The sequence below is a fragment of the Paenibacillus sp. FSL R5-0713 genome (genome assembly GCF_037973325.1).
In the GTDB taxonomy this organism is placed as follows: Bacteria; Bacillota; Bacilli; order Paenibacillales; family Paenibacillaceae; genus Paenibacillus.
This window is the reverse complement of record NZ_CP150229.1, coordinates 6,505,331-6,516,820: the sequence shown is the minus strand read 5'-3', so window position 1 is coordinate 6,516,820 and position 11,490 is coordinate 6,505,331. Positions and strand designations below refer to the sequence as shown.

11 protein-coding genes are annotated in these 11,490 nt (G+C 46.7%); 8 read left to right on the top strand and 3 right to left on the bottom strand.

All coding sequences use genetic code 11. From position 1 onward, the window contains the following. Positions 1 to 118: 118 nt before the first annotated feature. Complete coding sequence (rlmN, locus tag MKZ12_RS28985; protein WP_339257930.1) at positions 119 to 1,213, top strand: 23S rRNA (adenine(2503)-C(2))-methyltransferase RlmN; 1,095 nt, start codon at positions 119 to 121, stop codon at positions 1,211 to 1,213. Positions 1,214 to 1,376: 163 nt separating this feature from the next. On the opposite strand, the gene MKZ12_RS28980 is transcribed toward rlmN, so the two are convergent. Beyond that, positions 1,377 to 1,817, bottom strand: coding sequence for a GNAT family N-acetyltransferase (locus MKZ12_RS28980; protein WP_339257929.1), 441 nt, complete (start codon positions 1,815 to 1,817; stop codon positions 1,377 to 1,379). Positions 1,818 to 2,041: 224 nt separating this feature from the next. Between MKZ12_RS28980 and MKZ12_RS28975 the strand changes: the two genes are divergently transcribed. The 5 genes from MKZ12_RS28975 to MKZ12_RS28955 all read left to right on the top strand — a co-directional run bounded on the left by MKZ12_RS28975 (position 2,042) and on the right by MKZ12_RS28955 (position 7,009). Beyond that, positions 2,042 to 2,482, top strand: coding sequence for a MarR family transcriptional regulator (locus MKZ12_RS28975; protein ID WP_339261559.1), 441 nt, complete (start codon positions 2,042 to 2,044; stop codon positions 2,480 to 2,482). An 84-nt stretch (positions 2,483 to 2,566) separates the two neighbouring features. Then, the gene (locus MKZ12_RS28970) at positions 2,567 to 3,673 is read left to right on the top strand and encodes a glycosyl hydrolase family 8 (protein ID WP_339257928.1); all 1,107 of its coding nucleotides are present in this window, start codon (positions 2,567 to 2,569) and stop codon (positions 3,671 to 3,673) included. A gap of 128 nt (positions 3,674 to 3,801) precedes the next feature. Then, positions 3,802 to 4,677, top strand: coding sequence for a diguanylate cyclase (locus MKZ12_RS28965; RefSeq protein WP_339257927.1), 876 nt, complete (start codon positions 3,802 to 3,804; stop codon positions 4,675 to 4,677). A gap of 155 nt (positions 4,678 to 4,832) precedes the next feature. Then, entirely contained in the window at positions 4,833 to 6,128 is a 1,296-nt protein-coding gene (locus MKZ12_RS28960; protein WP_339257926.1) for a glycosyltransferase, read from the top strand. A gap of 152 nt (positions 6,129 to 6,280) precedes the next feature. Then, entirely contained in the window at positions 6,281 to 7,009 is a 729-nt protein-coding gene (locus MKZ12_RS28955; RefSeq protein ID WP_339257925.1) for a class I SAM-dependent methyltransferase, read from the top strand. Positions 7,010 to 7,198: 189 nt separating this feature from the next. Here the strand turns inward: MKZ12_RS28955 and MKZ12_RS28950 are convergent, their stop codons facing one another. Then, complete coding sequence (locus MKZ12_RS28950; RefSeq protein ID WP_339257924.1) at positions 7,199 to 7,981, bottom strand: ABC transporter ATP-binding protein; 783 nt, start codon at positions 7,979 to 7,981, stop codon at positions 7,199 to 7,201. A gap of 75 nt (positions 7,982 to 8,056) precedes the next feature. Further along, positions 8,057 to 9,283, bottom strand: coding sequence for an MFS transporter (locus MKZ12_RS28945; protein ID WP_339257923.1), 1,227 nt, complete (start codon positions 9,281 to 9,283; stop codon positions 8,057 to 8,059). A 117-nt stretch (positions 9,284 to 9,400) separates the two neighbouring features. Here MKZ12_RS28945 and MKZ12_RS28940 point away from each other — a divergent pair, with 117 nt between their 5' ends. Further along, the gene (locus MKZ12_RS28940) at positions 9,401 to 10,204 is read left to right on the top strand and encodes a helix-turn-helix domain-containing protein (protein WP_339257922.1); all 804 of its coding nucleotides are present in this window, start codon (positions 9,401 to 9,403) and stop codon (positions 10,202 to 10,204) included. A 353-nt stretch (positions 10,205 to 10,557) separates the two neighbouring features. Then, complete coding sequence (locus MKZ12_RS28935; protein WP_036612224.1) at positions 10,558 to 11,475, top strand: ABC transporter permease subunit; 918 nt, start codon at positions 10,558 to 10,560, stop codon at positions 11,473 to 11,475. The last annotated feature ends 15 nt before the right edge of the window (positions 11,476 to 11,490 follow it).

The following is an 11,490-nucleotide window of genomic DNA, read 5'->3' as shown; positions in this document are numbered from 1 at the left end:
CTTGGAAGAAATGCAAAAGCCCTTGTTTTCCCTCGTCAATTTTGGGACAATACGGAGTAGAGGTTTTTTGGGTAGGACCGATAAGCCATATGCTTTTTTGCGAAAAGAGGATTATACAATGAACAAATCATCCATATATGGATTAACATTAGAGCAATTACGTTCCTGGCTGCCGGAGCATGGACAGAAGAAATCCCGTGCATCCCGGATCTGGGAATGGTTATACCAAGAGCGTGTGCATGATTTCTCGGCGATGTCCGATGTTCGTCAGGAATGTCTGGACGTTCTCTCCGAGCATTTCACCATGAACTCGCTGAGCGAACATGTGAAACAGGAATCGGCAGATGGTACCGTGAAATTTCTGCTTCGAATGCAGGACGGCAACCTGATTGAGACGGTATTGATGCGGCAAAAATACGGACTGACTGTCTGTGTGACCACACAAGTCGGCTGTAATATTGGCTGTAGCTTCTGTGCGAGCGGTCTGATCAAGAAGAGCCGTGACTTGACTGCTGGAGAGATTGTCGAACAGATTATGCATGTGCAGCGACATCTGGATGCAGCGGGACAAGACGAACGGGTAACCAACGTGGTTGTGATGGGTATTGGTGAACCATTCGACAACTTCCAGCACATGAGTGATTTCATCGAAGTCATCAAGGATCGCAAAGGACTGGCACTTGCCGCCAAACGCATAACGGTGTCCACGAGTGGCCTCCCGGACAAAATCAAGGAATTTGCAGACAGCAGTCTCCAGGTCAATCTGGCGATCTCCCTGCATGCGCCTAATAATGAACTGCGTACGCACATCATGAAGATTAATCGGGCTTTCCCGATTGAGCAATTGATGGATGCAGTGGATTATTATCTGGCTACGACGAACAAACGCATTATGTTTGAATATATCCTCTTGCGTGATGTTAACGATCAACGTGAGCATGCCGCGGAGCTTGCTGAACTGTTGTCCAGTCGCAGAAGTATGGTCAGTGTGAATCTGATCCCATACAACCCGGTGGATGAGCACAGTCAGTATCAACGGAGTACAGAGGAGTCGATTCTGGGCTTCTATGATACGCTCAAAAAGAACAACATTAACTCCACTGTCCGTATGGAACATGGTACGGATATCGATGCTGCTTGCGGACAGTTGCGCAGTAAACAAATGAAGAACAACACTGCCGAATCAGAGCCAGACCGTCTGGCACTGGGCTAAGACACAACGCGTAGCTGGCAAGTAAGTTAGGATACCTAGTTGTTATATTCAGAGTCTGTACTTACCATATACCGTTGTTGGGTTGCGAATGAATGTGTTGCCTGAATACAAAACGCCTCTGTACATCACTGAGAAGTGATAACGGAGGCGTTTTTGGAATACATTATTTCAGTTTTTTGGTCATCAACAGATGGGGAATGCCATCTTCCATAAATACGTCCGATGCAGGTGCATATCCGAGACGTTCATAGAACCCGGAGGCTTGTACCTGGGCGTGCAATTTGGCTTTCTCCAGTCCGTCGGCAATGGCCATCTGCTCCAGCTTGTCGATCAGCACACGGCCCAGACCGTGTTTGCGGTAATCGAGCATGACACAGATCCGTTCCAATTTGGCGACCTGCTCAACAACGCGCAGTCTGGAGGAGGCAGCAGGTACACCGTCTACGTAAAGCAGAATGTGGCGTGCCTCGGCGTCTAATGTATCATAAGCGTCGAATTCATCCGCTGCGGATACGCCTTGTTCTTCGACAAAAATAGCGGTACGGATGGCGAAGCAGGCATCGAGCAATTCCTGATTATTAACTTCAACAATCGTTGTATTCATGAATGTTTCTCCTTTGGGTGAACGTAATGTGATCCTGACGTGATAAACTGGTACATAACAGGAACGTGGAACCATTTTCGTTCCATGTATACGGTTTGAGCTATATGTTTAAAATTGAAACCAATTCAACTGTAGTTATACCATCAATTATGTTGCGAATGCAACAATTTTATAGGGGCGTGAATGTGTTGACCGAAAAAAAAGAAGTGCTGCGTGAGATTGGTATGATTGCCCGCTGTCTGGATTCCATCAGTAATGTCGAGTTTCAGCATCTGAACCTGTCCCGTGGACAATATCTCTATCTGTATCGCATCTGTGAGAATCCGGGAATCATTCCGAATCAGCTCGCTGAACTGATCAAAGTGGATCGCACGACTGCCGCCAGAGCCATTAGCAAACTCGAATCCGATGGATTCATTATTAAACAGCCGGCAATGGGTAATAAGAAGAATAAGGTGTTGTATCCCACCGAAGCTGGACTTGAGGCATGGGAATTCATTCGTAAAGAGGGCGTACATTCCGATCAGGTGACTTTGGATGGTCTGACCGAGGAAGAGATCGAGACTGCCATTCATCTGCTCAGACGGATGCGTCATAACATTGAAGTGGATTGGAAGTTTGTCAAAAAAGGTGGACGAAGATCCTACATGGATAGTGAAGAATAAGTGCACACTTTAGATAGGTTGAAATCCTCAACCAGAGGCGTTGTAGTTTCTTTGTCGTACACAAGCAGGAGGAATGGCGTAAGGATGATATTCCGAAAAAAACGAACTTGGCTTGTATTGCTGCTGCTTACTGCTACCGTAGCCAGCATATTGTTACTTAGGGAGCGGTTCCTGATGAATGGAGTATCCCCGACCGTGTCTTTCATTGAAGATCATATGACCAACCCGAATGGTACACTGGCCACATATTTGCAGGATGCAACATCGAAGAGGGCAGATACTGTTGCAGGCAGAGAGGCATTGTCCGAGTCTCTTGGCCTGTGGATGCAGTATGCTGTAACGAGTGATGATCAAGCATTGTTCGAGCAGAGCTACGAGCAATTGAAGACCTATTTTCTCACGCCGCCAGATCCTTATATAGCCTGGAAGCTGGATGCCGAAGGTAATTCCCATGTAACAACCAATGCACTTGGCGACGATCTTCGTATCATTGGTGCCCTGTTGCAGGCTGCAGATCAGTGGGAACAAGGGAGAGAGGCGAAGCTTACGACCGCAGCCGCCATTTCCCGTGCCTTAACACAGTCAGCTCAGCAGCGAGGATATTTGGTGGATTTCCATGATTTTTCAAGTGGTCACTCGACAGATACGTTAAGTCTGGTTTATGTTGATCTCCTTTCTCTTCAAGCGATGGAAGAGCATCAAGTGGTGGAACCCGGAACCTACGCGAAATACGAAGCAATACTGAAGAAGATGCCTGACGATGAATTGTTCTATCCGAAGACCTTCGATGTGGTCCGTAAAGAATATACGTATGATGACACCGTAAACTTGATCGACCAGTTGATCGTGGCGAATCATCTAACGGTGACCGACCGCAAACCGGATAAGCTCATTTCTTTTTTGAAAAAGGAGTTCAGCGCCCGTCATCAGCTGCCCGGACAGTATACGCGAAAATCACACACACCTGCCGTCTCGTACGAATCTTCATCGGTATACGGCCTGGCCATCCTACTGGCTGTATGTTCAGGTGATCCGAAGTGGGCCAAACAGCTGTATAACCATATGATTACATTGCGTGGTCAGGACTCTCGTTATCCAGGTGGATATGTATTTGACGGTAACACGCATCTGTTTGATAATCTTTTTCCTTTGTTGGGAGAAATTAATTTACAGAAAAGCATTAAAAAGTGATGATTTTGTCATTTAATAAATTCTTCAATGTGTTAGCATAGTTTTGTCTAATCATGTCATAAATTGTTGCAATTTAAGAGAATTGAGTATGTACAAGTGTTCTAAAAATTCAACGGAAAGAAGGAACTATGAAGAATAAAGCGCCTACTCGCCGTATTGCATGGGGATATGCCCTTTTAATTGGACTTGCCCTCATGCAGCAACTGTTGATCTATCTTAAAGTGTACATGGATCAGAGCTACACAACAGGAGATATGATTTTTAGTATCGTGTCACTGGTTGCATTGGTTTTTGGTCTTATGCTGCCTGTTGGCATATCCGTTGTAACGGGATTTGTATATCTAGTTTCTTATTTTGTGTGGCTGGTTACTTACGCTGATGCGAATGTGCTTGTTTTCTCCTGGTGGTTGCTCATCCCGGCCAACGTGGCTGTGGCTGCATTCATCAAGGCAAGCCTGCTGCGCAGTGCGCGTGTAGTGGAACGCCTTCAGGATATGCAGGATCGTAACCCGGAAATCGATCTGGATACCTCGCTTGGGAATAAAGGCGCTCTGGCAGATACGTTAATCAAACAGAGTAACCTTGCGCGTCGATACTCCGAAAAGTATGGATTCAGCATTGCCATGTTCAAGATTGAATTCTTGCCATTGGTGATGGAATCTCTCGGTTCTGCCCGATATGCACAGTTCCTGCTTGAAATCTCGGGTACGATCCAGAAGCAGATTCGGTATGAGGATTATAAATTTTTCGTGGATCGTGGGCGATTTGTTATCTTATGTCCTCTGGTGAATGTGGAATACCTGCCACTTCTGACACAGCGGATCAAAAAAGCCATCATGGATCTTCACGTGATTGATAAAAAGGGAACTGAGCTACAGACGGTGATACGCTCCGGTGCTCTGGTATTTCAGAAGGAGCAGTTCAGCAAGTACGATGATATAGACGCAGTGATTGCCGCCCTTGAACGAAACACAGAGACCGATCTTATCGGAGAATATATATAACAGGAAGGAGAGATGCACAGTGGACTATATGTCCTGGTTCATTCCGATCTGTATCGCCGTAAGTTGTATATTTGCGGTATTTACGATTTGGTTAACGATTGCAACCCTTCGCTTTCGATCGAGAGTTATTCGCAAGTATGATCGGAGGAAAGTAAGTGGCTGATTTTATTTTAATATTATCGATATTTAGTATCTGGATTGCCGTATTCGAGTCGATTGTTATTATGGCAGGTGCGATTCGTTTTATTAATAAACAGGACAAAAAAGGGATTCAGATTCCTGAAGATATGAACCATTATCCAACAGTCACTGTCATGGTACCTGCGCACAACGAGGGTAAGGTCATTGTCGCGACGGTAGAGCATATTCTGCGCCTAAATTATCCGGAGGATAAAGTTCAGGTCATCGTGATCGCGGATAACTGCACAGATGATACCGCAGAGAAGCTAAGATCATTCCTCAGTCAGACCAGTTATATGCATCGCAATGTGACGGTAATGGAGCGAAAAGGAACAGGTGGCAAGTCCGGGGCTTTAAATGATGGACTGGAAATGGCCACGGGTGATTGGATCTGTATCTTCGATGCAGATGCCGCACCTGAACGGAATTCATTAATGTTTTTGGCGCAAAAGTCGCTTGAAAACCCTGAACAATATGGCGTGGTTTTTGGCCGAAACAAAGCACGCAACAGAGGGCAGAATTTCCTTTCAAAATGCATCAATCTGGAGATTATTACATCCCAACGTGTGTATCACACGGGCCTGTGGGAATTGTTCCAGCTTGGTTCCATTCCGGGAACGAATTACATTATCAAAACCAAGTTGATTCGGGAGATTGGTGGTTGGGATGTGACAGCCATCACAGAAGATACAGCATTATCATTCGAGATTTTGAACCGCGGACAGTTTGTGGCACTGGCGCCTCAAGCGGAAGCCTATCAGCAGGAGCCGGAACAGCTTAGTGTATACATGAAGCAACGCGAACGTTGGGCCAAGGGGAACTATCAGGTGGTGTTGGATAATATCCATAACCTGTTTAACCGCTCCAGTTGGCGTAACAAGTTGTTGGTTATCTATTATGCCGTCAGTTATTTCTGGTTTATGCTTGCGATCATTGTATCGGATATTATTTTTCTCGTGAATCTGGTTTATCAGGTCATTGCCCTGTTTAAACCGGAGGTAAGCTCACCATTTCAGTTTGCTGGCGATGCGTATGTGTTCCTTGTCATTGGTTGGGCGCTCATGTACTTTATTTACGTGTTGCAGATCAATCTGGCACTTGCCGCAGATATTGGACAGAGCAATACCCGTAATTTCATCTATGCCTGCGTGTCCTACTTCACGTATGCACAGCTATTCATCCTGATCTCGATCAAGGCATTCTATTCCTTGATTACGGACAAGATTCGGAAACGCGAGAGCAAATGGTACAAAACAGAACGTTTTGGCTAAGCTGCGAAAATGGTAGAAGTATAAGGCAGAAGGCTGTTTGCTGGATAATTCCAGACAACAGCCTTTTTTGTTATAGCCAGGAACATCCATATTCTGTATACTCATACAGGCTGTAAAGAGGATCATGCTTATCCGAAACGGAGGGTCACGGAATGAAGGACAGAGGATCAGACTTTTACGATGATGAGGCGAATTTCGAGAAGTATATGGAACGTCGCAAATGGCAGGAGAACGCCAATGATACATTGGAAAAGCCAGTGATGCTGGAGTTGATCGGAGATGTAACTGGCAAGAATATACTGGACCTCGGTTGCGGGGATGCCAGGTTCGCGGCAGAATTGCTGAGTCGGGAGCGCGAAGGTGCGACGTATACGGGAATTGAGGGTTCGGTGAATATGATTCAGGCAGCTAACGAATCTGTAAAAGGATTGAATGCCCGGATTGAACAAGCGTTCATGGAAGATTGGACCTACCCGGCCGAAGTGTACGATCTGGTGATATCGAGACTGGCTGTCCATTATATTGAGGATGTGGAGGGCCTGTTCCGCAATATATACGATACGTTGAAAGAGAACGGGACAGTCGTATTCTCCGTAGAACATCCTGTGATCACGTCGACACTGCAACCTTCCGGGACACGAACGGATTGGGTGGTTGATCAGTATTTTGTGGAAGGATTCCGTGAGCAGCAGTGGCTGGGCGGTTCTGTGAAAAAGATGCATCGGTCCATTGAATCCTACTTTATGGCATTGCAGCGGGCGGGGTTCCGTGTAGAACATTTGCGCGAGTCAACACCACAACGTGCCCATTTCATAAACGAGGAAACCTATCTGCGCAGGCAGCGTATTCCATTGTTTCTGTTCCTGGCTGCCCGGAAATAGATCGCGGTGAAGAAACAGATGGAATAGCTGAGTTATACTCAAAAAGTAGAAAGTTCTACACAGAAAACGGTGGATAACACTAGATATAGCATTGAAAAGCCCAAAATCTATCCACATGTGGATAAGATATTGGGCTTTTACTGTTAAGTTTCTGCACCTATGCTGCCTGTGCTGTGTATAACCACGTAATTATGAATTCGCCGCAGCTCTGACATAGACACGTTCCCCGTGCCGATCAACTTCCACAGGGGCCTCGAAGAAGTTGCTCAGCACTTCGGTGTTCATTAGCTCGCTCGTTAGTCCGCTATTCACGATTTCACCCCTACGAAGCAGGAGACTATGACCGAACACGGGCAATATTTCCTCGGTATGATGGGTGACATAGATGAGTGAAGGGGTGTCTGGACGCTGTGATAATTCACGGATGCTATCCAGCAATCGCTCTCTTGAGAACAGATCCAGTCCATTGCAAGGCTCGTCCAGAATGAGTACGCGCGGATTGGCCATGAGTGCTCGGGCAATAAGGAGTTTCTGTTTCTCACCTTGAGAACAGGTACGATATTCGCGATCCCACAGGTGCTGACAGCCCAGCGTTCGCATCAATTCCTGTGCCTGTTCCAGATCATCATCCGATAGCTTGTCATACAAGCCAATGGTGGCATGTTTGCCGCTGATTACGACATATTGTGTGCGATCCGTGCCGTACAATTTCTCTTGCAGAGATGAACTGACCCAGCCGATGGATTTGCGGAGCTGTCTCAGATCGACATCGCCATATTCATGGCCCAGCACGGATATCTTGCCTTCCGTCGGCCAGAGATACCCGGTGATCATGTTCAGGAGTGTTGTTTTGCCTGAGCCATTCAGGCCAAGCAACGCCCAGTGTTCTCCGTCATTAACCTGCCAGCTTACATCGTTCAGCAGGGTAAGAGGTCCCCTTTTCCAAGTGACATGCTGTACATCAATAATCATGCGTTATTCCCTCCTTCTGTTATCCTCGATTGTCCTAGGTGTATTGTAGTCACAACATCAGTGAGGTTTCAACGGTTATCCCGCTGTTCTTGGTTGGTCCTTGCGCAGAAATACAGCACACACACCAAGCAGTGGCAAAAACGAACATAACTTGATAACAAACGCAACGCTGGTCACATCAATTAAGGAACCCAGCACCACCGAGCCAAGTCCAGCCATTCCGAATGACAAGCCAAAAAATAACCCGGATACCGTTCCAATATGACGAGGAAGCAGCTCCTGTGCATAGACAATGATGACGCTGAAGCCGGACATCAGGATTAGTCCAATCATTCCGCACAACACCATGGACAAGACGGGTCCTGCATAAGGCAGCAACAGGGAGAACGGTGCAGTGCCTGCAATGGAGAGCCAGATCATCGGTTTGCGTCCATAGCGATCAGCGAGCGGGCCACCGAGCAAAGTTCCGACCATGCCTGCAAATTGCAGAATAAACAGACAGATCTGTGCCTGCGAGAGAGGCAAGTGATACGCATCAGCGTAATAGAAGGCGTAGTACCCGGTCATGCCAGCAATATATACGAATTTGGAGAACAGCAGCAGGATAAGAATGCCCATTGTAAAAGCGATGAATCCCCGGCTTACAGGCCGAGCTACTGGCTCTGAGCCGCTTGATTTTAAAGGTTGTTGCTGACGAATGCGAGTCTCGGCAAGTTTGTCTCTGTACCAACGACTGACATAAGACTGAATAAAGATGCCGATCAGGGCAAAGCCCATTAGCCATAGAAAACTACGCTGCCCATGTGGCAGCAGGATGAAAGCGACTAGTAATGGAGCAATGGCCTGTCCTGTGTTACCTCCCACCTGGAAAATCGACTGCGCCATTCCACGTCCACGGCCAGCTGCCATATGAGCCACGCGTGAGGACTCGGGGTGGAGGATGGATGAGCCTATGCCAATCAATGCTGCAGAAACAAGCAGCATCCATAACTCGGAAGACAAGGCTAAGCCGAGCACACCGATCAGTGAGAATAACATGCCTCCGGGAAGCAGAATCGGCATGGGTTTGCGATCTGACATATAACCGACCAGGGGCTGAAGGACGGATGCAGTAATATTCAGGGTGAAGGCAATCCAACCCATCTGGGCGAAACTGAGCTGCATGGTTTGCTGAAACAGCGGAAAAGCAGATGGAACCACGGTCTGCATCGCATCATTCAGCAAATGGGCGAAGCTGACTCCGGCGAGTGCCCAATTGGCGGAAGAGTTGATTTGCATTTTGCTTAAAGTGGCCTGAGCCATGGGAGATCACCTCGAATTATTTTTTTCTATGATAAAAGATACGGTCAGGCATTGTCTTTGTGAAAAGTGCTTGGAAAGTGAGCACGATTTGCTATAATGTCAGCAGGTGAGGAAACGATGGAATTAAACATGACGTTAAATGGGTTGGAATTATGGAAAGCTACCGGAGGGTTCGCGAATGAACCTCATGTGCATGATGACTGGTATCAGCTAACGTTGCCGGTCAGAGGCCAATGTCATCTGGTACAGGAACGGCACGCATACCCTCTGAACGCAGGCAAGGGGATTATTGCTCATCCTCAGACTGAGCATTATTTTGAGATAGGGTCGGATTCGGCTGTCATCGTGATCAAGTTCCGTAAGCCGCCTTTAGGTAGTTTAGAAGGTGCGGAGATTAGTAGCGGACAAGCTGAGTTTCGACCCACCCATACTTTTGATCCAACGGAGATCAGCAGTCTGTTCCGAGGCTGGAACTCCATTTTGTTAGATGACATGCCGGATTCGCTCCAAGTACAGGAAACAGAAATGGCGGTCGAGATGTATCTAAGGCGCATGTTGATGGGGCAGGAAAATGGAAAAACGATTGCAGATAATGGTCCATGTATGGACCCTCATCTCCGCCGCGTGCTGGATTACATTCACAGTGCCTATACGGGTCCAATGGATATTGATTCGATGGCGATGGTTGCGCATCAGAGCCGATATCATTTCATGCGCTCTTTCAAGACTCTTACGGGAAAGACACCGTATCAATATTTATTAAATTTGCGTGTAGAAGAAGCGTCCAGAAGGCTCCGCCTTACGACGGATTCGGTAACCACCATCAGTTATGAACTGGGATTTTCCAGCGTCAGTCAGTTTTACAGAGCGTTTCAGCGAGTATATGTTATGACACCGATGGAGTATCGGAATCAAGTGTAGATTATCAATACAGTCTCGCGTATGCGAGGCTGTATTTAGTGCGTTACAGCATGTCACTGATTTTTGTTGTTGCCAAACAATGGAGACTTTGCTAAGATGGGAAAAAGTTTATGTAAGCGTATACATTTAATTTAAAATTACAACGTTGTAATTATGGTTTTAACAATTGATTCAAAAGAAAGAACTACATTGTAAGGAGGACTATTTCGATCAAGGATCTCTTTTTACGCAGAATATTATAGGTTGTTACCAAAGTGGATGGGATGAATAACAAATACGTCAGTGAAATGACAGTTCACTTTTATTCAAAAATTCAAACGTTGTAATTATGTGGCGAAGGGGAGTGTTTCACGTTGAAAAAACGCATGTCTACGCTGTTCAGCCTGATCAGAAGAGATAAGTATTTACTGCTGATGTTTTCACCTATCTTCCTGTATTACCTCATCTTCATGTACCTTCCGATGCCTGGCGTGTTGTTGGCATTTCGTAATTTCCTGCCGGGTCAGGGCATGCTCAGCGGGGAATGGGTGGGACTGCGCTGGTTCGAACAGTTCGTGAATTCCATTTACTTCTGGCGACTGCTGCGCAACACGTTCTTGCTTGCATTTCTGCCACTCCTGTTTGGCTTCTCGATCCCCATTCTGTTCGCGGTCTGCATTGTGGAGATCAAGAATCGGACATTCAAACGATTTGCCCAGACGGTTACCTACCTTCCTCATTTCATCTCCACTGTCGTTGTAGCCGGCATGATCATTAACTTCCTGTCACCAACAGACGGTATTGTGAATACCCTCATCGCGAGTCTGGGCATGGAAAAAGTGAACTTCATGATGGATGCCAGCTGGTTCCGTACCATCTTCACAAGTTCCGACATCTGGCAGAGTTTTGGCTTCAGCTCCATCATCTACATTGCAGCCATTATGGGGATCGACCCCGAGATGTATGATTCCGGCAAAATCGACGGCGTCAACAAATTCCAGGAGCTATGGCACCTGACCCTTCCCAGTATCAAACCAACCATTGTCATTCTTCTGCTTCTGTCGCTTGGCGGCATTATGAGCGTAGGCTTCGAGAAAGTATATCTGCTCTACAACGGAGCCACCTACGAAACGGCGGATGTCCTGTCCACCTATGTATACCGGATGGGGATTGAAGGCCAGAATTACGGCTTCGCCACAGCAGTCGGCCTGTTTAACTCCATTATCACATTTGTGCTTGTGTTTGCTGCCAATTCCATGACCCGCCGCCTGACCAAGATGTCACTCTGGTAAGACTATAACTCGGAC

Bases quoted from the DNA above. Each gene is read 5' to 3' on its own strand.
- MKZ12_RS28965 (WP_339257927.1), top strand. From the start codon at position 3,802: ATGAAGAATAAAGCGCCTACTCGCCGTATTGCATGGGGATATGCCCTT.
- MKZ12_RS28940 (WP_339257922.1), top strand. From the start codon at position 9,401: ATGGAATTAAACATGACGTTAAATGGGTTGGAATTATGGAAAGCTACC.
- MKZ12_RS28950 (WP_339257924.1), bottom strand. From the start codon at position 7,981: ATGATTATTGATGTACAGCATGTCACTTGGAAAAGGGGACCTCTTACC.
- MKZ12_RS28955 (WP_339257925.1), top strand. From the start codon at position 6,281: ATGAAGGACAGAGGATCAGACTTTTACGATGATGAGGCGAATTTCGAG.
- rlmN (WP_339257930.1), top strand. From the start codon at position 119: ATGAACAAATCATCCATATATGGATTAACATTAGAGCAATTACGTTCC.
- MKZ12_RS28945 (WP_339257923.1), bottom strand. From the start codon at position 9,283: ATGGCTCAGGCCACTTTAAGCAAAATGCAAATCAACTCTTCCGCCAAT.
- MKZ12_RS28980 (WP_339257929.1), bottom strand. From the start codon at position 1,817: ATGAATACAACGATTGTTGAAGTTAATAATCAGGAATTGCTCGATGCC.
- MKZ12_RS28970 (WP_339257928.1), top strand. From the start codon at position 2,567: ATGATATTCCGAAAAAAACGAACTTGGCTTGTATTGCTGCTGCTTACT.
- MKZ12_RS28975 (WP_339261559.1), top strand. From the start codon at position 2,042: ATGATTGCCCGCTGTCTGGATTCCATCAGTAATGTCGAGTTTCAGCAT.